The 23211-nt window shown below is 66.8% G+C and carries 22 protein-coding genes, 7 tRNA genes and 1 pseudogene; 12 read left to right on the top strand and 18 right to left on the bottom strand.

Features of this window, described 5'->3' with window-relative positions; genetic code table 11:
• Positions 1–23: 23 nt before the first annotated feature.
• Positions 24–827 (bottom strand): TlpA disulfide reductase family protein, encoded by an 804-nt coding sequence (locus AB839_RS08995; RefSeq protein ID WP_061479073.1) that lies wholly within the window; start codon positions 825–827, stop codon positions 24–26.
• A gap of 81 nt (positions 828–908) precedes the next feature.
• The gene (locus AB839_RS08990) at positions 909–1976 is read right to left on the bottom strand and encodes a helix-turn-helix domain-containing protein (protein WP_061479072.1); all 1068 of its coding nucleotides are present in this window, start codon (positions 1974–1976) and stop codon (positions 909–911) included.
• A 186-nt stretch (positions 1977–2162) separates the two neighbouring features.
• Between AB839_RS08990 and AB839_RS08985 the strand changes: the two genes are divergently transcribed.
• From AB839_RS08985 to AB839_RS08955, 7 genes are all read left to right on the top strand, one after another.
• Complete coding sequence (locus AB839_RS08985) at positions 2163–2561, top strand: heavy metal-responsive transcriptional regulator (protein ID WP_049415383.1); 399 nt, start codon at positions 2163–2165, stop codon at positions 2559–2561.
• 103 nt (positions 2562–2664) lie between these two features.
• A tRNA-Ala gene (locus AB839_RS08980) sits at positions 2665–2740 on the top strand.
• A 54-nt stretch (positions 2741–2794) separates the two neighbouring features.
• Positions 2795–2870: transfer RNA gene (locus AB839_RS08975), tRNA-Glu, on the top strand.
• A 184-nt stretch (positions 2871–3054) separates the two neighbouring features.
• A tRNA-Ala gene (locus AB839_RS08970) sits at positions 3055–3130 on the top strand.
• A gap of 49 nt (positions 3131–3179) precedes the next feature.
• Positions 3180–3255, top strand: a tRNA-Glu gene (locus AB839_RS08965).
• 44 nt (positions 3256–3299) lie between these two features.
• Positions 3300–3375: transfer RNA gene (locus AB839_RS08960), tRNA-Ala, on the top strand.
• Positions 3376–3422: 47 nt separating this feature from the next.
• Positions 3423–3498, top strand: a tRNA-Glu gene (locus AB839_RS08955).
• A 95-nt stretch (positions 3499–3593) separates the two neighbouring features.
• On the opposite strand, the gene AB839_RS08950 is transcribed toward AB839_RS08955, so the two are convergent.
• A complete protein-coding gene (locus AB839_RS08950) occupies positions 3594–4010 on the bottom strand; it encodes a GNAT family N-acetyltransferase (RefSeq protein ID WP_061479071.1) in 417 nt (138 codons plus the stop codon).
• A 76-nt stretch (positions 4011–4086) separates the two neighbouring features.
• Between AB839_RS08950 and AB839_RS08945 the strand changes: the two genes are divergently transcribed.
• Entirely contained in the window at positions 4087–5043 is a 957-nt protein-coding gene (locus AB839_RS08945; RefSeq protein WP_061479070.1) for an SOS response-associated peptidase family protein, read from the top strand.
• Positions 5044–5167: 124 nt separating this feature from the next.
• Here AB839_RS08945 and AB839_RS08940 read toward each other — a convergent pair whose 3' ends face one another.
• Complete coding sequence (locus tag AB839_RS08940; protein WP_061479069.1) at positions 5168–5548, bottom strand: response regulator; 381 nt, start codon at positions 5546–5548, stop codon at positions 5168–5170.
• A gap of 132 nt (positions 5549–5680) precedes the next feature.
• On the opposite strand from AB839_RS08940, the gene AB839_RS08935 reads away from it, so the two are divergent.
• Positions 5681–5766 (top strand) — tRNA-Leu (locus tag AB839_RS08935).
• Positions 5767–6035: 269 nt separating this feature from the next.
• A pseudogene (locus tag AB839_RS21895) lies at positions 6036–6182 on the top strand (GGDEF domain-containing protein); the annotation flags it as partial.
• Between the two features lie 51 nt (positions 6183–6233).
• On the opposite strand, the gene AB839_RS08930 reads toward AB839_RS21895, so the two are convergent.
• Positions 6234–8060 carry a methyl-accepting chemotaxis protein gene (locus AB839_RS08930; RefSeq protein WP_061479068.1) on the bottom strand — a complete coding sequence of 609 codons (1827 nt, stop codon included), beginning with the start codon at positions 8058–8060 and terminating at the stop codon, positions 6234–6236.
• Positions 8061–8590: 530 nt separating this feature from the next.
• Between AB839_RS08930 and AB839_RS08925 the strand changes: the two genes are divergently transcribed.
• Together AB839_RS08925 and AB839_RS08920 are read left to right on the top strand one after the other, a co-directional pair.
• Positions 8591–9679, top strand: a complete 1089-nt coding sequence (locus AB839_RS08925) for a DUF5694 domain-containing protein (protein WP_061479067.1) — start codon at positions 8591–8593, stop codon at positions 9677–9679.
• 61 nt (positions 9680–9740) lie between these two features.
• A complete protein-coding gene (locus tag AB839_RS08920) occupies positions 9741–10031 on the top strand; it encodes a putative quinol monooxygenase (protein WP_061479066.1) in 291 nt (96 codons plus the stop codon).
• On the opposite strand, the gene AB839_RS08915 is transcribed toward AB839_RS08920, so the two are convergent.
• From AB839_RS08915 to AB839_RS08855, 13 genes are all read right to left on the bottom strand, one after another.
• A complete protein-coding gene (locus AB839_RS08915) occupies positions 9973–10275 on the bottom strand; it encodes a hypothetical protein (protein ID WP_061479065.1) in 303 nt (100 codons plus the stop codon). The two genes, AB839_RS08920 and AB839_RS08915, sit on opposite strands and share 59 nt — an antisense overlap.
• Positions 10276–10337: 62 nt before the next feature.
• On the bottom strand, positions 10338–12527 hold the full coding sequence (locus AB839_RS08910) for a PAS domain S-box protein (protein ID WP_061479064.1): 2190 nt from the start codon (positions 12525–12527) through the stop codon (positions 10338–10340).
• Positions 12528–12735: 208 nt separating this feature from the next.
• Complete coding sequence (locus AB839_RS08905; RefSeq protein WP_061479063.1) at positions 12736–15123, bottom strand: Tex family protein; 2388 nt, start codon at positions 15121–15123, stop codon at positions 12736–12738.
• 207 nt (positions 15124–15330) lie between these two features.
• Positions 15331–15546: a hypothetical protein gene (locus tag AB839_RS08900; RefSeq protein ID WP_005417149.1), complete on the bottom strand. Its 216-nt coding sequence runs from the start codon at positions 15544–15546 to the stop codon at positions 15331–15333.
• Positions 15547–16126: 580 nt separating this feature from the next.
• Positions 16127–16531 (bottom strand): hypothetical protein, encoded by a 405-nt coding sequence (locus tag AB839_RS08895; protein WP_099486665.1) that lies wholly within the window; start codon positions 16529–16531, stop codon positions 16127–16129.
• A 44-nt stretch (positions 16532–16575) separates the two neighbouring features.
• Positions 16576–16779: a PspC domain-containing protein gene (locus tag AB839_RS08890; protein ID WP_005417153.1), complete on the bottom strand. Its 204-nt coding sequence runs from the start codon at positions 16777–16779 to the stop codon at positions 16576–16578.
• Positions 16780–16846: 67 nt separating this feature from the next.
• Positions 16847–17215, bottom strand: coding sequence for a YfeK family protein (locus tag AB839_RS08885; RefSeq protein ID WP_061479120.1), 369 nt, complete (start codon positions 17213–17215; stop codon positions 16847–16849).
• A 33-nt stretch (positions 17216–17248) separates the two neighbouring features.
• Positions 17249–18316, bottom strand: a complete 1068-nt coding sequence (gene phaC / locus AB839_RS08880; protein ID WP_061479061.1) for a class III poly(R)-hydroxyalkanoic acid synthase subunit PhaC — start codon at positions 18314–18316, stop codon at positions 17249–17251.
• On the bottom strand, positions 18313–19377 hold the full coding sequence (phaE, locus tag AB839_RS08875; RefSeq protein ID WP_061479060.1) for a class III poly(R)-hydroxyalkanoic acid synthase subunit PhaE: 1065 nt from the start codon (positions 19375–19377) through the stop codon (positions 18313–18315). Before phaE ends, phaC begins: the two co-directional genes overlap by 4 nt.
• Before the next feature lie 22 nt (positions 19378–19399).
• Positions 19400–20014, bottom strand: coding sequence for a phosphatidylcholine/phosphatidylserine synthase (locus tag AB839_RS08870; RefSeq protein WP_019660264.1), 615 nt, complete (start codon positions 20012–20014; stop codon positions 19400–19402).
• 455 nt (positions 20015–20469) lie between these two features.
• Positions 20470–21831 carry an MATE family efflux transporter gene (locus tag AB839_RS08865; protein WP_061479059.1) on the bottom strand — a complete coding sequence of 454 codons (1362 nt, stop codon included), beginning with the start codon at positions 21829–21831 and terminating at the stop codon, positions 20470–20472.
• Positions 21832–21948: 117 nt separating this feature from the next.
• The gene (locus AB839_RS08860) at positions 21949–22563 is read right to left on the bottom strand and encodes a DUF2239 family protein (protein ID WP_061479119.1); all 615 of its coding nucleotides are present in this window, start codon (positions 22561–22563) and stop codon (positions 21949–21951) included.
• Positions 22564–22706: 143 nt separating this feature from the next.
• Positions 22707–23195, bottom strand: coding sequence for an 8-oxo-dGTP diphosphatase (locus AB839_RS08855; RefSeq protein WP_005417168.1), 489 nt, complete (start codon positions 23193–23195; stop codon positions 22707–22709).
• Positions 23196–23211: the final 16 nt, after the last annotated feature.

Here is a 23211-nt window from a genome sequence, read left to right as displayed (position 1 = left end):
CCGTAGTGAGATGCCCGCGCAGGCTACCGCAGCCGGCGCAGTTTGTGTTCAAGACCCGCCGCCGTCATTTCGCCAAGGTGCAGTTCACGCAGGCGGCCTTCGGCGTCGAAGAACAGCGTCGACGGATAGGCCTGTACACCCAGCACGGTTGACGCCGAGGCGGTATCGTCCAGCAATACATTGCCCAGCCGGAGCTGTTCGGATGCGATGAAACCCTTCACTTCGTCCAGGGTTTCTCCCTGGTTGAGGAACACGAACTGCACGTCAGTGTGGATCTGCTGTGCGGATGCCAGTACCGGCATCTCGCGACGGCAGGGACCACACCAGCTGGCCCAGAGATTCAGCACCACCGGTTTGCCACGGAACTGCTGCAGGTCGATCCTGCGCCCCTGCAGATCGGCCACCTGGACCGCCGGCAGCGGCATCCGCCGCTCCTGCCATGCTGCGAGCAGGTGGCTGCCCGCCGCCCACAGCACCACACCCACCAGCGCCCCCGCCAGCACCGGCGCACGCAACGCGCGCCACAGCCGCAGCCGCCAGGTGCCCCACGCCAGGCCCGCAACCAGCACGACGGCAAGGTGATACCCACCGTCGGCGATCTGCAGGATGCTCCAGGGGGCCTCACGGTAGAGCGCGAAGTTCAAGGCCACGAAGCTGATGCGTCCACACAGCAGGCCGATCAGCAACATGTCCAGGACCAGGCTGGCCGCGGAAGGCACTGCCATCCCGTCCTTCGGCCGCGGCCACAGGTGGGCCACCGCCATGGCCATAAGCACGCACATCAGGATCAGCACCACCGGCATCGGCACCGGTCCAACACTCGACATCAACCCACCTGTCACATCATCTCGTTGCCTGCATGGTCAAAGCGTCGCGCCCAGGTTGCAAGTGCGACGCCCACCGCAGGCTTAGGCCGCGCTGCGCGGCATCTGCATGCCAGGCGCCGGTTGCAGCCCGCGCAGGCTGCCCGCCACCGACGACAACAGCGGTCGTTCGCGCCGATTGTTGTTGACCTGCCGGCGATAGTTGGCCGGCGTCATTCCGACAATGCGCAGGAACAGGCGGCGGAATGCGCTCTGGTCTGCATAGCCCACGCCCCAGGCCACTTCATCGATACCCGCCCCCTGCTGCAGCAATGTCTGCGCCTTGGCGATACGCAACCGCTGGCAATACTCGATCGGACGCAGGCCGGTGGCCTTCAGGAAGCGCCGCTGCAGAGTCCGCGGTTCCAGTCCGGAAACCTCGCAGATCGCTCCGAGCGTGGCCCCACGCGCAGCGGTGGTATGCAGCCAGCGTTGCGCCTTCAGTACGTCGCGATCGCCGTGGGCGAAGTTGGCACTGAAACGCTCCAGATCCTGCTGGATCGCCGCTGGCACCGTGATCCCCAGCTGCTGCGCCACGGAGCTCGCCACGCCCTGACCGTGCAGCCGGTACAGCAGACGCAGGGCGAGGAAGCGCCAGGCCTGGGAACCGGCCACCGTCAGCAGGTCACCGTCGTCGACCAGCGCACGCTCACTGGGCACCCAGCTGGCCGACGGTCCCTGCAGGCCCGGATGACGCCCGAGGTCCGGCCCACTGACGGTGCGGCCGGCAAGCAGACCCGCGCGTGCCAGCATGCTGACACCATCGCTGGCAGCTGCCAGCAGACTGCCGCCATCGTAATGCGCGCGCAGCCAATCCAGCAGGACCTCATCGGCGCGCAGGCAGACGCCTTGACTGATCTGGCCAGGCACGGCGATCACGGCGGGAATGTCCGCCTCGAGCATCTCCGCGCCGGCAATGCGATGCACGCCGGTCTGGCTGGCTGGCACGACCCAGCGGGTCACCAGGACACGCTTGAACGGGCGACGCTGCTGCTGGGCAAGCCGGTTGGCGACGTGTGCCATTTCGGTCAGCACCGAGGCCGCCGACGGGTCCCCTCCCGGGTACTCGACCACCGCGACCTCTACGAATCCCTCGTTCCTGAATCCTTCCACAGAGCATCTCCTCGGTTCGTTGCAGGCCATCCAGCGGCCGGTTCAGGCGCAGGGTAGGAACTGCCACGACGGCGGGGCTATGAAGAAAGTTGCAAAGTGCGCTGAATGCGCCGTCCGCGACCGGAGCTTGACCCTGGACCTGACTCCAGGCTTCAGAATGACCGGCAGCATCCGCAGGAATCCGCCATGAACATTGGTCAACTGGCGCGCCAGGCCGGCGTACCGATCGATACCGTGCGCTACTACGAGCGCCAGCAGTTGCTGCCCACCGCGGCACGCTCGGCCGGGGGCTATCGCATCTTCGGTGAGCAGGACCTGCGCCGGCTGCGCTTCATCCGCCGCGCCAAGACGCTGGGGTTCAGCCTGGAACAAATCGCCGAACTGCTGGCACTCAGTGATCGCCATCCGCAGGACATGGGCAGCGTGCGCGACGCGGCGCAAGCCCGACTGCAGGACATCGCGCAGCGCATGGCTGAACTGCAACGCATGCACAGCGCGCTCTCGCAGCTGGTCGACGCCTGCCCCGGCCACGGCACCCTGGATCAGTGCCCAATCCTGGCGGCGCTGACCGACGGCGCCGACTAAGTACGTGCGATCGTCGTTCCCTTCGCAACGCGCGTGAAGAAAAGTGCAACAAATGCTTGCCAACCCTCTGGGGCAAGGCTATTATTTCGCTCCTCAGCGACGTGGGGCCATAGCTCAGCTGGGAGAGCGCCTGCATGGCATGCAGGAGGTCAGCGGTTCGATCCCGCTTGGCTCCACCAATCTTTCGGCATTAGGCCGCCGAAAGGTCGCTAAAGAACATTGATGAGAATTGCGTCCCCATCGTCTAGAGGCCTAGGACATCACCCTTTCACGGTGGCGACCGGGGTTCGAATCCCCGTGGGGACGCCACTCATCACGAACAACGAGGACCCGGCCGATAACCGGGTCTTTTTTGTTCACCGCCTACCGGCATTCAGGTTGTGGCGTTGCGGTTCCCCTGCCCTTGGTGGCAACGGTTGAACCGGGACGAAAAAGTTCAAAAAAAACTTCCACAAACGTGAACACGCAGGTATGATAGGCGGCTCGGTAACACGGGGCCATAGCTCAGCTGGGAGAGCGCCTGCATGGCATGCAGGAGGTCAGCGGTTCGATCCCGCTTGGCTCCACCACTTTCGACATTAGGCCGTCGAAAGTTCTACAACTTGAAGTTTTTCGTGCGTCCCCATCGTCTAGAGGCCTAGGACATCACCCTTTCACGGTGGCGACCGGGGTTCGAATCCCCGTGGGGACGCCAGTTTCAAAACGGACTCTGCTCCCGGCAGATATCCGGAGTTTCATGGGGCCATAGCTCAGCTGGGAGAGCGCCTGCATGGCATGCAGGAGGTCAGCGGTTCGATCCCGCTTGGCTCCACCACTTCGACATTAGGCCGTCGAAGGATCTACAACTTGAAGTTTTCGTGCGTCCCCATCGTCTAGAGGCCTAGGACATCACCCTTTCACGGTGGCGACCGGGGTTCGAATCCCCGTGGGGACGCCAATTCTTGAAAACCCCGGCTTCGGCCGGGGTTTTTCTTTGCCCGCGATCTGCGATCAAACCGCCCTGCCCGTGGATGGCTTCACCCCGCCCACGGCTCAGAACCGCCGATACATCCCGATCGATGCCGGAGCAGTCGGTGCGAAACCAAACTGCGCATACAACCGATGCGCCTCGCCATCGGCCAGCAGGCTGACGTACGCCGACGGCGGCAGGTTGGCCTGCATCCAGCCGTCCAGCCGCCGCATCACCTCCTTGCCCAGGCCCTGCCCCTGCAATCGCGGCAGCACCGCGATATCACAGACCTGCAGGTGGCAGCCGCCATCGCCGACGATACGGCCCATCGCCACCAGCTCAGCGCCCTGGTAGGCACATACGCCGAACAGCGTATTGGGCAGCGCGCGGGCGGCTGCTTCGCGGGACTTGGCGCTGAGGCCTGCGAGCACGCGCAACTGGCAGTAGTCCTCGACCGTGGGTACGGCTTCGCGGAACTGGCAGGTGATGGGATCATTCATGCGGCATCTCCGGATGGGTCGGGCTATCCTGCCGCATCCACGTCGCAGCCACTGCGACCCAGGCCCACAGAGTCCCATGTGCTATTCCGCCCTGATCCGCGCTGACTACGCCAAACTGGTACGCGAATTCGGCGCCATCCTGTCGCTGGAGGACTTCGCCGAACTGTACGCACACGATCCGGGCAAAAAACGGCCGAAGACCCCGAAGGCGATGGATGACGGATTCGCCGGTGCGCGTACCGAACAGGGGCGGGACATCGTGGCGAAGATCCAGCAATGGCATGCGCAGGAGCAACAGGCCCTGGAGGCCGAACTGGCCCGGCAACGCGAACGACGCGATATTGCCCATGCCACGCTGGGCACCCGGCCCACGCAGAAAGCGCGCAACGACCTGCGCGTGGCCGGCAACCGCATCGAGCGCGCACAGGCCCGACTGGAAGACCTGCATCGGGTGCAGCTGCTGCCGCGCGACAACCGCATTTTCCCCGGCACCTACGCACCGGTGATGGTCAGCGAGAACGGCCAGCGCGTGATCAAGCCGATGCGCTACCAGTGCCGGCTGCCGGACAAGCCAGCGCGCAACGACGTGCTTTACCCCGGCACCTACAATGCGCGGCGCGACAGCCTGGAAGGTTACTGGCGGGGTGCGTTCGGACTGCGCCACGGCGTAGTGGTGGTGCAGGCGTTCTACGAGCACGTGCCCCGCCACGCCATCGCCGGCCGCACCCTCGGTGCCGACGAAAAGGAACAGGACGTAGTACTCGAATTCCGTCCCGATCCCCCCCGCGACCTGCTGCTGGCCTGCCTCTGGGCGGAATGGGAAGGACCGGAAGGCCGCCTGCTGTCGTTTGCCACGATCACCGACGCACCTCCCAGCGACGTCGCCGCTGCCGGGCATGACCGCGGGGTCGTGCCGATCCGCAAGGAACACCTCGACGCCTGGCTCAACCCCGAACCGGATGACCTGGCGCGCCAGTACCGCATCCTCGATGACCGCGAGGAGATCCGTTACGTGTACGAGGAAGCGGGCTGAGCGCCGGACGCAATTGAAGAACCCCGCCTGGGCGGGGTTCCTGGATCAGGGGTTGCCGCCGAACATCGCAGACGCGAGCATTCAGCCGTCGGCAGTATCCCCCTGCCGGTCCGTGGCGGACGGCTCAGGCCTTGACGCTGGAGCGGCCCACCGCACGCGCCAGCGCGCGTGACAGATCAGCCGACAGGTAGGGCTTGACCAGCAGCAGGCCGGCCAACATCGGCGCCGGCAGCTGCTCGGCCAGCATCCCGGTGGCCAGCACGAACGGAATGCCACGCGCCGAAAGCGCTGCAGCCACCGGCTCACTGGTCTCGTTGCGGGCCAGGCGGTAATCCAGCAGGGCCACGTCAGGAGTGCTTTGCTCCAGCAGCCGCAGGGCCTCGGACACACTCGCTGCGAGGCCAACCACGACTGCACCGGCATGCACCAGCTGCATCTGCAGCAGGGCCGCGCTCATTTCGTCGTTCTCGACCACCAGCACCCTCAGGTCCTGCAACACTGTCATCGGCTACCGCTCCTGGAGGCAATTGCACGCTGGGAGTATAGCTATCAAGGGGCCAATGCCGACAGGAACCGCCCTCATAGGCCCTCCTACTATGCATCGCCTGCCGACCTCGGTTACACTCGTACGCTGCCTGCCGGTGTGGCGGAATGGTATACGCAGCTGACTCAAAATCAGCCGGGGGTGACCCCATGAAGGTTCGAGTCCTTTCACCGGCACCACAGCATCAAAGGCCAGGTCCATGATCTGGCCTTTTGCTTTTCCCGGGCCAGAGCGCCGACACTGGCGAAGATGCCCCAGCATGCACCGCCCGCGCGATTGCCCCTCCTGCGGGCGTCCGACGCCGTCGCCTGGTCCCACTACCTCTCGCTGCCGGGCGTGATCGAGCACGCCAGCCGGGGCCACGTTTCCGAACGGGCGATGGCGCTGCAGATCGCCCGCCATCTGCCTGACGCATCCGATCAGCGCCGGGCGCTGGGACGCCAACAACCTGCAGGCGGTCGCCGCGATCCTCGACGGCTGCCCGCAACGCGGTGATGACCTGCTGGCCCGCGACGGCGGCGAGGAATTCATCGCCGCCCTGCCCGCCGCTGAGGCCCATGTGACCATCAGCATCGGCGTAGCCTGGCAGGCCGCGCATAATCAGCCCGACCCACAAGGCGGGGGAACAGCACTCCGACCGCCGGGCCTAGACCGCGCGCAGCACCGCCGCGCCATGCAGGTGCCCCGCCTCACCCTGCACGCGGAAGCTGGCCACGGTCTGCAGAAGCTGCGCTGACTGCTCCTCCATGCTGCGCGCCGCGGCCGAGGCTTCCTCGACCAGCGCAGCGTTCTGCTGGGTGCCCTGGTCGATCAAATCGACAGCGTGGTTCATCTGCTGGATGTCGTCGCTCTGCTGCTGTGCGGCCGTGCTGATCTCGGACATCAGGTCACTGACCCGGCGCACGTTGAGCACGATCTCGTCCATGGTGCGGCCGGCGCTCTCGACCTGCGCGGTGCCGGCGCCGACATTGGCCACCGACGCATCGATCAGCTGCTTGATCTCCTTGGCGGCACTGGCCGAGCGCTGCGACAGTTCGCGGATCTCGGTGGCGACCACGGCGAAGCCACGCCCGTGTTCGCCCGCACGCGCCGCCTCCACCGCCGCGTTCAGCGCAAGGATGTTGGTCTGGAAAGCGATGCCGTCGATCACGCCGATGATGTCGACGATGCGCCGCGAGGATGCGTTGATCACCGCCATGGTCTCGACCACTTCGTGCACCACGTTGCCGCCGCGCGCAGCGACATCGGCGGCGCCACCGGCCAGCTGACTGGCCTGCCGTGCGTTGCTCGCGGTGCGCTGCACGGTCTCGGCCAGGCCCTTCATCGACACGGCGGTCTCCTCCAGCGAGGCTGCCTGCTGCTCGGTGCGCTGCGACAGATCGCTGTTGCCCTGCGCGATCTCGGTGGCACCGACGGCGATGGTGTCGGCGGCGAACTTGATCTGGCCGATGATCGCGGCCATCGCCTCGACCAGCGAATTCACGCCTTCGCACAGCTCGGCGATCGGCCCGCGCTTGTCGACGGTGGCCACGCGCCGGGTCAGGTCGCCCTCCTTGGCGGCCGCCACCACTTCACGGGTCTGCGCCACGGCGCGCTGCATGGCCTGGTTCTCATGCACCTGCGCGGTGATGTCGGTGGCGTACTTGACGACCTTGAACGGCTTTCCATTGAGATCCAGGATCGGGTTGTAGGACGCCTGGATCCAGACCTCGCGCCCGCCCTTGCCGAGGCGCCGGTACTGGCCGGCATCGTATTCGCCACGGCCCAGCTTCTCCCAGAACTGCCGATACTCGGCACTGCCACGATACTCGGGCTCGACGAACAGCGAGTGGTGCTGGCCACGCACGTCGTCCAGGCTGTAGCCGGTGGCGGCCAGGAAGTTGTCGTTGGCCGAAAGGATGCGGCCGTCCATGCCGAACTCGATCACCGCCTGCGACTTGTCGATCGCCGCCAGCTGCCCGGCCGAGTCGGCAGCCTGCAGCTTCTGCGCGGTGATGTCGGTGGCGAACTTGACCACCTTGTAAGGCCGCCCCTGCCGGTCCAGCACCGGGTTGTACGAGGCCTGGATCCAGATCTCGCGCTGGCCCTTGCCGAAGCGCCGGTACTGGCCAGCGTCATATTCGCCACGCCCCAGCCGCGTCCAGAAGTCGCGGTACTCGGCGCTGCGCGCCTGCTCGGGATCGACGAACAGGGAATGATGCTTTCCCTGGATCTCCTCCAGCCGGTAGCCCATCGCCTGCAGGAAGTTGTCATTGGCCTGCAGGATGGTGCCATCGAGGGCGAACTCGATGACCGCCTGGACCCGGTGCAGCGCCGCGACCTGGGCTTCCAGCTCGGCACGGCCGTCGGACACGGCCTCGGCGCCGGTGCGGTGCTGGGGAGCCAGCGCGCCCAGCAGGGCACGCCACGGCGACCAACGGGTATACAGCTCGGCCGGCGCCTGCGCGCCCGCCGTGAAGCCTGGAATGAGCATTGTCTGATCCTCGGTGTCCGGTAAGCGGTTGCGACCCGACGGGCGGGATGCCCGGCGGCAACTTCAGGTGCCAGGGACTACAGGTGCCAACCGGCACCTCTCGAGCGACTGCCACGAACGTCTGCTGCGGGTGCGATCGGCATCTGGGAGCGGCGGAACACACAGCGCGGGCCGCCCATCGGGGACGGCCTGGGGTCCTGCGGCGGGTGACTGGAGCGGGATCCAGAGGGAGTATCGGCGAGGCGATCAGTGGCTTTAGCCGGATTACGCGACGTCCGTCGCAACTTCAGATGCGGCTGCAGGGACGCGGTAGACAATCGCGATGTACTTCACATTCTGCTCACGCTCGGTGGGGACACCGGGTGTCGTCACGGAACATGTCGCGCGTTGTCGCCGTCATTGGGCATAGCCTTGCCGGGCACGATGCAGTTCAGGCCCAAAAGGTTTGCATGACCAACGGGCGATTCCATGGCAGGTGAAAATGGCCAGCATGCAGCGAACCGCAGGACGCGCACTGACACGGAGATCGCATGTTCCCACGCTTGGCCAGCTTCCTGATCCTGGGCCTGTGCAGTACCGGCGCCCTCGCTGCAGATGCCACCTATCGGCCCGCCTTCCATCCGGACCAGCTGAAGGGGCCGCCTGTCGGGCGACCGAACGAGGTGCTGGTACTGGGCACCGCCCACCTGTCCGGCCTGCCCAAGTCGTTCCAGCCCGCCTTGCTTGAACCCTTGCTGCAGCGACTGGTCGCCTGGAAGCCCGAACTGATCGCCACCGAAGACCTGTCCGGCCTCCAGTGCGATTCCATGCGTCGCTACCCGGAACGCTATGCGGAGAGCGTGGCCACCTACTGCTTCGACACCACCGCTGCGCAGGCTGCCACCGGCCTGGACGTGCCCGCAGCGAACGCCCAGGCCGAGCGCCTGCTTGCGACCTGGCCGGACGAGCCGACGCCCACCCAGCGTCGTCGGCTCGCAGCATTGTTCCTGGCAGCGGGCGAACGCGGCTCGGCGCAGGTGCAATGGCTGCGCCTGCCTGCGTCCGAGCGCAAAGCCGGCGATGGGCTGACGCCGGCCTTGGTCGAGATCCTCGGCAAAGGCCTGGTCCGCCGCAATGAAACCAGCCTGATCGCCGCCGTAGTTGCCGCCCGCCTCGGGCATGAACGGCTGTGGGCCGTGGACGACCACACGGCCGATTCTCCCACACCGGCCGAGGATGAGGCGGCGGCCAGTGCAGCCATCACCGGTGCCTGGAACAATACGCATTCGCGGGCACGACGGGAGGCCGATGAACGCCTCGTGGCCAATCTGGACAAGCCCGGTGGCGTCATGGCGCTGTATCGCGATTACAACAGCCCGGCAGCAGCGTTGGCAGCGTACCAGAGCGACTTCGGCGCGACGCTCGTCGAGCCGTCCTCCAAGGCGTTCGGCCGGATGTATGTCGGTTACTGGGAAACCCGCAACCTGCGCATGGTCGCCAACGTCCGCGACGTGCTGGGCCTGCACCCTGGCAGCCGAATGCTGGCCATCGTCGGTGCCTCGCACAAGGGCTACTACGAGGCCTACCTCAATCAGATGCACGACGTGCAGCTGGTCAGTACGGACGCAGTATTGCGTTGACCAGGATAGGTGCCGGCCATGCGCTGGAACTATCCTGCAAGGCCCGTCTGCAGGTGCCGACATGCTGAAAGTGATCGCCGAGGATTTCATCCATCCCGATGCGGTGGACACCGTGCTTCCCCTGTACCGCGAGCTTGTCGCATGCACGCGGCGAGAGCCGCTCTGCCTCGGCTATGAACTGTTCGTCGACCAGAAGGACCCCGGGCATTTCGTCTTCATCGAGCAATGGCCGGACCGCGACGCTCTGGATATCCATTGCGCCAGCGAGCACTTCCAGCGTCTGGTGCCTCAGATCAACGCGTTCCAGCGCGCACCGTGCCGGGTCCTGCTGATGGACGCGGCACGGGTGTAGTGCCGGAAGCGAGACGCCCGCCGTCGCCGCGGCCATGCCGCCACAGCAACACGCAGGCCGCAACCGTGCAGGCCAGGCTCAGGACCAGCAGCGCGACCGCGCCTTGCTGCAGCACGGGCAACAACGCCTGCGCGTGCGGGTCGCCGCGCAGCTGTTCGGCGCGCAGGCAGGTGGCCAGCGCCAGGCACCAGCCGATCAGGGCCGGAATGAACATACGTACCGCAGTCGGGTTCCAGGCATTCATGGGTTCACCTGCTTCAGGGGAGATGCGCGCAGTATTCGCGCGCTTCTTCTCACAGGCTGAGATCAGTCCTGGGCGGCATCGGCATCGTCGCCTGGAAGCTCCGACAGCTCGCCCTGCACCTGCACGTTGTTGCGCCCCAGCGCCTTGGCCCGGTAGCACTGTGCATCGGCAGCGGCCACTGCCTGGTCCACGCTCATGCCCGCCGCCAGGGGCGCGATGCCGATGCTGGCACCGACCCGCAGCCGATGCTGATCCCACGGAATGGACAGCGCTGACAGGGTCTGCAGGAGTTCACCGCCGATCCGTGCGGCACGACGCGGCGTACACCCGGACAGGATCACCGCGAACTCGTCGCCGCCCAGCCGCGCCACCACGTCCGAATCACGCACACCATGTCGCAGCACACTGGCCACCGCCCACAGCACGGCATCGCCGGCCAGGTGGCCCCAGGTGTCGTTGACCGGCTTGAAGCGGTCCAGATCGATGTACATCAGCGAGGCGGCCTGCCCGGTGCGCTCGACGCGGGTGATCGCCTGCTGCAGGTGCACCTCGAAACCGCGGCGGTTGCTCAGTTCGGTGAGTGGATCGATCTCGGCCAGGTGGCGGGCTTCGCGCTGCCGCGCCCGCTGCTGGGTGTCGTCGCGCAACACCCACACCGCGCCGCGCACATGGCCCTCGTCATCGCGCAGCCAGGCCCGCGTCAGGTCCACCGGCACCGTTGCCGTGCCCAGGCGCAGCAGCAGGTCGGCGTGCAGGTCCACCGCGTTGCTCTCCGGGTCCAGCAGTACCGACACATCCAGTACCGAGCCGGGCGCGTACTCGGTGGTCAGCACCAGCACGTCCTGCACCCTGTGCCCGGCCAGCGACAGCGCGCCATCACCGGCCAGGGTGCGTACCGCGGCCGCGTTGGCATAGTCGATGCGGCCGTCAAGGTTGACGCTGAGCACCAGGTCGGCCACCGCATCCAGGGTGATGCGGCTGCGCTGTTCGCTCTCGAACAGGCGTTGCTCACTGCTGCGCTGGGCGGTGATGTCCTGGATCTGCGACACGAAATGCAGCGGCTGGCCATGCTCGCTGCGCACCAGCGACACCGACAGCCGCGCCCAGATGATGCGACCGTCGCGGTCGAGATAGCGCTTTTCAAGGTGGTAATGGCTGCGCCGTCCGGCCAGAAGATCCTGCACCAGGGCCAGGTCGGTCTGCAGGTCATCGGGATGGGTCAGGCGCTGGAAGTCGACCTGCAGCAACTCTTCGCGCGGGTAACCCAGGATCCGGCACAGCGCATCATTGACGTCCAGCCAACGCCCCTCCAGCGACACCAGCGCCATGCCCAGCGCCGCCGATGTGAATGCACCGGCGAACTTCTCCGCCGACAGCCGCGCCTCGGCCCGTGCCTGCAGGATTTCGGTGATGTCGATGGCCATGCCGACGTAGCCGATGCGTGCGCCATCGGCACCTTCCATGCGGCTGATCGACAGGCGCACCTGGCGTGGCAGGCCCTCCTTGCGCAGCAACGTCCACTGCCGCGAGTAGGTCTGCCCGTCAGCGCGAGCACTGAGCGCTTCGAACACGTCGGGAAGGTTGCCCTCGGCATCGGCCAGCGGCTCCAGCCAGGCTTTCAGTTCCTCTGGATCGTGGAAGGCATCGAGCCGGCGCTGGCCGACCACCTCCGCTGCGCTGTAGCCCAGCAGGCGCTCCGCACCCGTGTTGAACAGGGTGATGGTGCCATCGGTATCGGTGGCGATCACCGCTACCTCATCGGACGCATCGACCACGGCCTGCAGGCGTTGGCGGGTTTCGGCCGCATCCTGCCTCGCCTGCTGCAGCTCGGTGACGTCGGCATGGGCACCGGCCATCCACAGCGGCTTGCCCTGCCCGTCCCATTCAAAGACGCGCCCACGGTCCTGGATCCAGATCCACTGGCCGTTCCTGTGGCGCATGCGCAGCAGGCAGGCGTAGTTGTCGCTGCGCCCTTGGAAATGGTCGTCCAGCGCAGCATCGGACAACGCAACGTCATCGGGATGGACCAGCCTCAGGAACGTCTTCTGGCAGATGGGTTCCAGCTCTTCCAGGCGGTAACCGACGATCTCGGCCCAGCGCGCGTTGACCCGCATCTCGCCGGTCTGCACGTTCCATTCCCAGGTTCCCGCGGCGGTACCGTCGATGATCATCGCCAGGCGGCGACGCTCTTCCGCCAGCTCCTGCAGGCGGCGCTCCAGCAGTCCATTGCCGTGGGTGCCCTGGCCCGGCATCAATCCGGTCTCCTGCCGGCACGGGCAGGCGCCGACCGCAGCGCAGCGCTGCGACCGCCGGTACGAGCAACGGGTGGTGCTGGCGTCATGGCCCTCCCCAGCAACAGCGGGGTGGCCGGACGCCTCCCCTCAAGCGCAAGTGTGCGCAATCACGGGGAAAATCGACAAGTCCCCCGCCACGAATCAAGCGTGACGGGGAACACGGTCCTCAACTGCGCTTGGCGCGGGCGAAGGCCTCGGCCAGGGCGTTGTTGGCCGGGGGCGCGGACGCGGCGGGACGGCCGCCATTGCCTTGGCCCCGGTTCGGCCCGCGGTTCTGGCCGCCTGCATCGCGGCGCGGACCCTGCCCATGGCCGCGCTCATCACGCTGGCCCGGGCGGCTGGTGGCTTGCCCGGGGGTATCGTCCAGGCGCCGGGTCAGGGCGATGCGCTTGCGCGCCACGTCCACCTCCAGCACCTTCACCTTGACGATATCGCCGGCCTTGACCACGTCGCGCGGGTCCTTCACGAACGTATCGGAAAGCGCCGAGATGTGGATCAGGCCATCCTGGTGCACACCGATATCGACGAAGGCACCGAAGGCCGCCACGTTGCTGACCACACCCTCGAGCACCATGCCCTCGCGCAGGTCCTTGATGTCCTCGACGCCCTCGGCGAAGCGTGCCGCCTTGAACTCGGGGCGTGGGTCTCGGCCCGGCTTCTCCAGTTCCTTGAGGATGTCACGCACGGTCGGCACGCCGAAGGTGGCATCGGTGAACTGCTCGGCCTTCAGGCCGCGCAGGAAGCTGCCATCACCGATCAGCGCCTTGATCGGGCGCGCGGTGCCGGCCACGATGCGCTCGACCACCGGGTAGGCTTCCGGGTGTACCGCCGAAGCATCCAGCGGTTCATCACCGTCGGCAATGCGCAGGAAGCCCGCGCACTGTTCAAAGGTCTTCTCGCCCAGGCGCGCGACCTTCAGCAGGTCCTTGCGGCGCTTGAACGGGCCGTTCGCATCACGGTGGCGCACGATGTTCTCGGCCACCGTGGCCGACAGGCCGGACACCCGCGACAACAGTGCAGCCGAAGCGGTGTTCACGTACACGCCCACCGCGTTCACGCAGTCCTCCACGCGGGCATCCAGCGCGCGCGCCAGGCGGTACTGGTCCACATCGTGCTGGTACTGGCCGACACCGATCGCCTTGGGTTCGATCTTCACCAGTTCGGCCAGCGGGTCCTGCAGGCGGCGGGCGATCGACACCGCCCCACGTAGCGACACGTCCAGCTCCGGGAATTCCCTGGCCGCGAACTCGGACGCCGAGTACACCGACGCGCCGGCCTCGCTGACCACCACCTTCTGCAGCTTCGGGTTGCCAGCGGCCTTGATCGCTTCGCCGGCCAGCTTGTCGGTTTCGCGGCTGGCGGTGCCGTTGCCGATCGCGATCAGGTCCACGTTGTGCTTGGCGCACAGCTGCTTGATCGTCTGCAGCGACTGCTCCCACTGGCGACGCGGCTCGTGCGGGTAGATGGTGTCGGTGGCGACCAGCTTGCCGGTGGCATCGACCACGGCGATCTTGCAGCCGGTGCGGATGCCCGGGTCCAGTCCGAGCACGGTCTTCGGGCCGGCGGGTGCCGCCAGCAACAGGTCCTTCAGGTTGTCGCCGAACACCGCGATGGCCTCGGCTTCGGCCTTTTCGCGGGCCTGGTTGAACAGGTCCAGCAGCAGATGGGTGTGCAGCTTGGCACGCCAGGTCAGCCGGCAGGCATCCAGCAGCCAGCGGTCGGCGGCACGGCCCTGGTCGGCGATGCCGGCCTTGCGCGCCACGCGCCCTTCGGCGTACTGGTGGCCGGCCTCGGCATCACTGCCGGGGTCCAGCTCCAGGAACAGGATCTCCTCGCGGCGCGCACGGAACAGCGCCAGCAATCGGTGCGAGGGAATCTTCGCCAACGACTCGGCGTGATCGAAGTAATCGCGGTACTTGGCGCCTTCGGTTTCCTTGCCCTCGGCCACGCGCGCGCGGATCACGCCGGTTTCGCCCAGCCAGGTGCGCAGTTCACCGACCAGCGCGGCGTCTTCGCCCCAGCGCTCCATCAGGATCGCGCGCGCGCCTTCCAACGCGGACTTGGTGTCGGCTACGCCCTTGTCGGCGTCGACGAAGGTGGCCGCGAACGTCTGCGGGTCCTGCGTCGGGTCGGCCAGCAGGCCATCGGCCAACGGCTCCAGGCCGGCCTCGCGGGCGATCTGCGCACGGGTGCGGCGCTTGGGCTTGTACGGCAGGTACAGGTCTTCCAGCCGGCTCTTGGTATCGGCGGCCAGGATGTCATTGCGCAGCTCGTCACTGAGCTTGCCCTGCTCGCCGATGCTGGCCAGCACCGCCGCGCGACGGTCCTCCAGCTCGCGCAGGTAGGTCAGCCGGGTTTCCAGGTTGCGCAGCTGGGTGTCGTCCAGGCCACCGGTCACTTCCTTGCGGTAGCGCGCGATGAACGGAACGCTGGCGCCTTCGTCAAGCAGGCCGACGGCGGCGCGTACCTGGGCGGACTGGGCACCGATTTCGTCGGCGATGGTCTGGGCGATCTGCTGGGCGAGCGCGCTCTGGGCGTTCTTGGCGTCGTGCATTGCTTCAGGTCTGTGCCGCGTTTCGGGAAGCCCCCATTCTGGCAATCCGCGACGGAGCCGGACAAGGCATTGACAGGGGGCGAGGTTCAGCGGCGAAGCCGGATTGGACGCCGGCATCCTGGCAAAGAGCGGGCTCGGACTGGCCCGGGGCTGGGATGCCGGCGCGGGCGCGCGATGGTGGGCGCGCCCTGCCGCGTGTTGCGACGGTCAGCGGTAGTGGCGGGCGGCGCGCTGCATGACGATGTCGTCACGCATGCCTTCCAGGGCCATCAGGCGGACCTTGCCGACACCCTGCAGTTCCATGAACCGCTCCGTGTAGAACTCCGGCCCCAGCGCGGTATCGGCGCGGGATTTGCTGAAGCCGTAGGGCACCACGCCCTTCTCGCCATCCTTGCTACCACCGACATAAAGAACGATTGCCATGTGATGTCTTCCTCCAAATTGCTACTGCGTACTGCGTTCGATGAGCGATGCTGCGAGCTCATCGAGGGAGAGCTTACCGCGTCGAACCTGACTGGAACGTCACGAAGGCTAATGACGATCGGTTGCATGCAGATGACTGCGGGATCGCAGCAGAATGCTTACGGATCTTTAACTTCCGGCTAACGAATCGGCGGGGGATTTCCCCAACGGCGCAGCCCCTCGTGGCTTGGTCGCGAAATGCGCTTCATGTGATCGGGTCGGTCGGGGTGGGTTCGCGGGACACGCCGTAAACCCGTCCATGGGGGCTCGATGGCGCCATCCATGGCGCCAACGGTCCCGCGAACCCACCCCGACCGCCCCCCGACAGTTTTCGGGCACGTCCAGCCACGGAAAAGAAAAAAGAAGACCAGAGCAAAAGCGGCCTGGCCGGCTCACTTTTTGTAGAGCCGAGCCCATGCTCGGCTGCTTTCAGGCCAGTCCGCGAAGCACGGCGTCACCGCCAGCCCCACCCACCCGGCCAGCCCCCAGGAAGCAGGCATTCCGCGACCAAGCCACGAGGGGCTGCGCCGTAGGCTGGAAACTACGGCCACCAACCACGCCCGAACCGGGCGAAATGATCGGCCGCGCGTTCGAACGGATTGCGTGCACTCACCCCACCACACAGCAGGTACACCGGCAGGTACAGCGGCCCCAGCACCATGTACTGGTAAACGTGCGCGCGCTCGTGGTCGTCCAGCCGGATCAGCGGCTCCACGCCCCACCCCGCCTGATGCGCATAGGTCCGGCAGCAGATGCCGAGGTCATGGCCGGTATGCAGGATCACGTTGCCCAGGGTGATCGCCCCACCCGGCCCCCACGGCCAGCGATCGAACACCAGCGCGCAGTCACGGCTGCTCCAGCGCAATGTCGCGCCGCCGAGCATGCCGGCCAGGCCGCCGATCAGGCCGATCAGTGTGTTGGGCAGCGTCCATGCGGCGCCCAGCATCTGCAGCGCGCGCAGCCACAGCGGCCAGGATCGAGCGGCGGTATTCAATCCGCCTCGTTCGGAATCAGCAGCCACAGGATCAGGTAGATCAGAATGCCGGGGAAGGCGGCCGAGCCGATCGATACCAGCACGAACACGATCCGCACCAGGGTGGGGTTCCAGCCGAAGCGATGGGCAATGCCGCCCATCACGCCGGCAATCATGCGGTCGTTCAATGAACGCGACAGCGTCTTGGGCGTGGTGTTCACGGCGGTGTCTCCTCGGCTTGCGGGCAGAATCAGTCGAGCACGCCGCGACTCTACACCGCCTCCATGTCTACGGCGTGCGGAGACGCAGCGCCTGCAGGCGCGCACTGAACCAGGCGGCCGCGGTCTGCTCAGGCTGCCCCGGGCACTGGATGCGGTAAGGCTTCCCGCTCATGCTGCTCTGGCTGGCGGCGCGCTCGATGAACTGCTCGGCGCTGTCCACCATGTCCTTCTTCAGCAGGTAGTCATACTTGCGCTGCAGATGGGCGCGCGCATCGCTGCCGTCGTACCAGCTGCCATTGCGCTGGAACCGGCACTGCGAGCCATCCAGGCTGGAGATCAGCTGGGCTATCTCCCGGCGTGCATCCACACTGGGTGCGGCGTGGGCAAGTGGTGCTGCCAGCAGTGCCGCAAGAATCAACAAAGTCCGGTACCTCATCATCCCCCCAAGTCAGTCGAGCATGGCTCGACTCTACAGGTCACGCGCCTTCAACCAGCCATCGATCGTGGCCGGCACTTCGCGCTGGGCGCGGCCGGACACATAGATACCAATGTGGCCACCGCGGAAACTGGACTCGGTGTAGTCGTCCGTGCCCAGGCGCCCACGCATCGCGCGCGAGGCGTCCGGCGGTACCAGATGGTCCTGCTCGGCATAGATGTTCAGCACCGGCAAGGTCACCTGCGACAGATCCACGGCTTCCTCGCCGATCCGCACCGTGCCGTTCACCAGCCCGTTGCCCTGGTAGAACTGCTTGATGAAATCGCGGAACGCCTCGCCCGCCAGGTCCGGTGAATCGAAGATCCACTTCTCCATGCGCAGGAAGTCCTCAAGCGCCGCCTTGTCATCGAGGATGTCGAGCAGGCCGACGTACTTCTGCACGTTCAGGCGGAATGGCTTGAGCATCAGGTAACTGGCGTTCATCAGGTCGGCCGGGATGTTGCCCAGCGTGTCGACCAGCAGGTCCACGTCCACCTGCCGCGCCCAATGCGAGAGCATGTTGTCGGCCGTCTGGAAGTCGACCGGGGTGACCATGGTGATCAGCTTGCCCAGCTTCTGCCGGCGCAGCGCGGCGTAGCAGAGTGCGAACACGCCGCCCTGGCAGATACCCAGCAGGTCCACCGGGCCACCACTGCGCACGCGCAGGGCATCCACTGCACCATCGATATAGCGCAGCAGGTAGTCCTCCAGCGTCTGGAAGCGCTCCGAGCGATCCGGGTAGCCCCAGTCCAGCACGTACACATCCTGCCCGAGCGCCAACAGCTTCTGCACCAGAGAGCGGTCGGCCTGCAGGTCGACCATGTACGGCCGGTTGACCAGCGCGTAGACGATCAGCAGCGGCGTGCGCCGGGTCGGCGCCTGTTCGCCGACGAAGCGGTAGAGCACCACCTTGCCGTCGCGCCACACTTCCTCGCGGGCGGTCACGCCGTAGTCAACGTCTTCCACCTGCGGCAGCAGCTTCAGCCCTTCCATCAGCTTGCGCTGCATCGCCAGGGTTTCCTGCATCAGGTCATCAGCGTTGAAGCCCAGCGGTCCCTTCATCGGTCACGTGCCCGCGCGGAAGTGCGAGGTGCGGCCTTCTTTGCAGGCGCCTTTTTCGCAGTCGCCTTCTTTGCCGGCGCAGCCTTCTTTGCGGCATTGCGGGCGGCTGGCTTCACCTTCGCCGGCGCCGGCTGCGCCACCGGATCGACCGCAGCGGTTCCAGCCAGCACTGCCACCTGCGCCTGCAGGCGGCGCAGGCTGCGCTCCAGCTCGGCGATGCGGCGGTGCGCGGCATCCATCTCGCTGCGGGTCGGCAGGCCGATACGTTCACTCATCTGTTCCACCTCGCGCTGCAGGCCGGCGCGCAGACGCATCTGCGCGTTGCCCAGCGAGGCGTACACCTGCTGGAACGGTTCGGACATGGCCACCTTGGCGTAGGCCTCCTCGGCCACTTCGATCCACAGGTCGAACATCGCGCGGGCGCTGGTCAGCTGGCTGCCCGGCTGTTCGTGCTCGACCAGGCGCTGCTCGAACAGCGCAAAGGCCTCGTCCAGTGCCCGCTTGATCAGGTCGACATAGGCGCGCGAATGCTGCTGGTATTCTTCCTGCGCACGCAGCAGGGCCTGCCAGCGCGCCTGGTGCTCGCGGCCGGGGCCGAATGCCGGGCTCTGCAGCCACGGGCCCGCCTGCAGCTGGAACTGCTGCAGCCATGCGGCGAATTCAGGTACTGCGGCACCGGCGTGGGTGCTGCCGCGGGCGCCCTGCAGCATCCATTGCAGCATGCCGTCGCCCTGCCCCTGCACCGCCTCACGCCAGGCCTGGGCCACATCTGCACTGCTGGCGTCGCGGCCGGCAAACCGAGCGGCGACCTCCTGCATGGTGCCGTACCAGCTGCCCGCCTGTTCGCGGAACCGGCGCACGGCATCTTCCGGCGCGCCGGGCGCCTGTTCGGGCAGCAATTGGCCCCACCAGTCAAACAACCGTTGCCAGCTGCCGGGGTCGTCACCGGCAGGTGCAGCGGGCGCGCCCGCATGGCGCAGAGCATCACCCCATGCGCCGAAGTACTGCCGGGCCAGCGTCTCGAAATCGCTGCTGCCGGCATCGTGGGCCGAGCTGGTCATCGCAGGCCTCCGCAGGGCTGGCTCATGGCTTGGGGATACGCAGGGTCTTGCTGATCATCAGCGACCCGGACAGGGCGAACAACAGCACCATCGGGTGCAGCTGCCACGGTCCGATCTGCCACTGGCCGAACCAGATGTTCTGGCCGATGGCATCGGTGCCGGCGGCGATCGCCAGTACGATCACCAGCACCAGGCTGGTCGGGATCGGGGTGCCCTCGAAATACGTGACCTTGCCCTCGTCGCCGGTCATTGCCTCGGCTGTGACGTTGTAGCGTGCCAGGCGGCTGACGCCGCAGCAGACGAAGTAGCTCAGCACCAGCCAGTCCCAGCCACCCTGCATGCCGCAGGCATAGGCAAGCGCCGCTGGGGCCACCCCGAAGGAGATCACGTCGGACAGCGAGTCCAGCTCGCGGCCCAGGGTGGAGCTGGACTTGCGCCAGCGCGCGATGCGCCCATCAAGGGCGTCGAAGATGAAGGCCAACGGGATCAGCGCCATGCCGAACAGCAGGTAGCCGCGCTCGCCATCCTGCAGGAAGCGCATGGCGGCAAATACCGCACCGGTGCCGCAGAAAGCATTGGCCAGGGTGAACCAGTCGGCCAGCTGGAATTCGCGCAGCATCGAGAAGTGACGTTTCATGGGGACTCACGGAGCATCAAGGCCCACAGGTTACCGCGAGCGCCGTCGCTGGTGACAGCGCTGACGGGGCCCACCCTTCACCGCCCCCTCACCCGCCCTCACCGGCGGTGAATTTTTCGCCACCCATCTTGACAGCCTAGGGGGGTGGCGCCTGTCGCGGCTTATCCACAAAGTTGCCCACGCGTAATCCACACCCCCTGTGGACAACCAGATCTCACCGACTGCGACGGTGGACATTTCCTCATCACCCTGACGCGGGGTTTCCCTACTTCCCAAGCCGCGAGGTCGGCGCTATGGTCACCGGCGGGCCCGCCGCCGCCACGTCCGATTCCTGGTGACGGACGATGATGATGCCGGATGCTTCCACCTGCTGCTGGCGCAGCGGCCATGAAGCGGTAGAGCCGGCCGCTGGCCGGCTGCCCCTGCCATTCCGGAGTGCCGGCCAGCGGCCGACACTACCGAGCGTGCACCCGCCGCCACCGGGCGAAACACATCACCTGCATCACCAGCATCGCCAGCAACCCCAGTGGCCACGCCCACCACACGCCGGCCAGCCCGTGCTGCGCCTGCATCCACATCGCCAGCGGCAGTTCCACCAGCAGCACCGCTGCCATACCCAGCAACGCTGGCAACCATACCGTGCCGCTGCCGCGCATCACCCCGACAAGCACCGCGCTGATTCCCATCGCCAGCACGCCCCACACCACAGTGCGCAGCTGCAACGCAGCCAGCTCGCGCACGTCGGCCGCCGCCAGGATCAGCCCGGTCAGCCCGGGCGCCAGCGCCACAACCAGCACCACCACCACGCTCAGCGTCGCCAGCCCCACCAGCACACCCGTCCGGGCGATGGCCGGCAGCCGTGCCGTACGCCCGGCGCCCATCGCATGCGCCGCGAGGATGGTGGCGGTGATCCCCAACGACATTGCCGGCAACTGCACCCAGCTCATCAGCTGGTTGACCGCACCGTAGGCTGCCGTGGCCGTGTAGCCATAGCGGTTGATCCAGCCCAGCAACACGATTTCGGCGACGGCCAGGCTGAGCATTTGCAGCGAGGAGGGTATGCCGATGCGCAGCATCGATCGGATGATCGCGCCATCGAAACGAATGGCATGCAACAACTCAGGGCCCGGTGCCAGGGGATGTCCTGCCCGATGCCAACGCAACAACAGCCAGCCCAGGGCCAACAGCGAGGCAAACGCCGCCGACACCGCCGCACTGGCCGATCCCAGCCGAGGCAGGCCGGCCCAGCCCAGAATCAGCAGCGGCGTGCACAGCAGGCCCACCGCCGTGGCCAGCAGCAGCGCATGCAGCGGCGTCTTCGCATCGCCTACCGCGCGGCTCACGGCAGTGGCCAACCACAGCAGGAAGAACGCCGGCGCCGCCAGCAACAGCACGCGCGCGTAGACGATGGCCTCACCGAGGATCGGTGCCGGCGTACCCAGTGACATCAGAAGCTGTGGTGCGAAACCGCTCCCCAGAGCCATCACCAGCACCGACAACACAAGGATCAGCGCCACCGCACTGCCAGCCACCGCGCGCACCTGCTGCGGCCGACCCGCGCCCCAGGCCTGCCCGATCAGCACCATCGCGCCGGTCGCCAGACCCATCACCAGGGCCAGCAGCAGGAAGAAGACCGGGAAGAACGCAGCGGCCACGGCCACCGCCTGGGTACCGAGCAGATGGCCGAGGTAGATGTTGTCCAGCGTGCCTGCGGCCAGTTGCAATGCATTGGTCAGCAACATCGGCAGCAGCAGGGCCAGGTAGGTGCGCCACAGAGGCGGCGCGACCGGGGGCGTGGAATGTACAGGGGAGTTCATGGGGTTCTCTGGGCAAGGCGCTGCCCTGCCCGGCGTTTCCACCAGCAAAGCAAGCACAGGGGACCGGGCCGCAGCCCGCGATCAGGTGGCGCCGCCGCTCAACGACGGCGCGATGGTTCAGCCGTCGGCGCTGTCGAACGCCAGGCGCAGGGCGTGGTCGCGCACATCCCTGGGCCAGCAATGCAGCACCGCTTCCAGGCCCGTACGGTCGTGCGCGAACAGCGCGCGGATGGCCTCCTCGAAGCCCGGCAGGTCACCGGCGATGGTCTGCATGAAGTGATAGGCGCGCTCGGCATCGCGACACCGGCGGTCCTTGTCCGCACCGGCGCGGCTGGCCGCCTCCACCAGTTTTCGCAATGCCACCGAGGCCCCGCCCGGCTGCTCTGCCAGCCACGCCCAATGGCGCGGCAGCAACGTCACTTCACGGGCGACCACGCCCAGCTTGGGGCGGCCACGACCACGCGGGGTCGCCGCAGCGTCTTCGGCAGTGACCTCGGCATCCGTCTCCACGACAGGAAACGCTGCGCTTACCCGCGCCAGCAGTTCCTCGTCACTGCCGCGCGTATCGAAATCGCGGGTGCGGCCCGTGGCGTTGTCGAACACCAGCAATGGTCCAGCAGCGTTGTCGGCGCGCAGCCGCTTGAGCGCCTGTGCGGCCATTTCCGGTCTGCCGGACGCAACGAGGCGATGGCCGTCGAAACAACTGAAGGGAGGGAGTCGAGACGCAGGCATGGCAATGGCATCAGAGGCGATGCACAAATATTGCCCGGGTAATTTGTCGACGTCAATATTGCCCCGGTATTAATTGACCGAAAGAGCGTGCCAACCCAGGGTGGCACCCACCGGAACGGTTGGCACCTCCCCGATTCGCCGGGTCACAGCCGGCTGTAGGACCAACTGACCATGCGCCCGTCCTTGTACGGCATCACGCCGTGGAACGGGCGCGGGTCGGCGTCGAACACCAGCGGCAGGAAGTTGCGGTCGCCTTCCCACATCGGCAGCGTGTCCAGCTTGTCCAGATCCACCCACTCCAGCGTGCCTTCGTGGTTGCCGCCGTGCGGGGTGCCTTCGAAGCTGTCGATGACGAACACGAAGCCCAGCCAGTCTTCGCCGTGCTTGCCGAAACCGGGCCAGCTGAGAGTGCCGCGCAGGCGCATGCCGGTGCAGTCGATGCCGGCTTCCTCGGCAATCTCGCGGCGCATGCTGGCCGCCACGTCCTCGTCCGCTTCGATCTTGCCACCCAGGCCGTTGTACTTGCCGAGGTGATGGTCACCGGGGCGCGTATTGCGATGGATCATCAGCACCTGGCGACGATCGGGCGACAGCACATAGCCCAGGGTGGCGACGATCGGGGTGTACGGCATGGGGCGGCATCCAGCG

Source organism: Stenotrophomonas sp. DDT-1, from assembly GCF_001580555.1.
In the GTDB taxonomy this organism is placed as follows: Bacteria; Pseudomonadota; Gammaproteobacteria; order Xanthomonadales; family Xanthomonadaceae; genus Stenotrophomonas; species Stenotrophomonas sepilia.
Note: the sequence above shows the minus strand (reverse complement) of the source record. Positions and strands in the feature narration are given on the sequence as shown.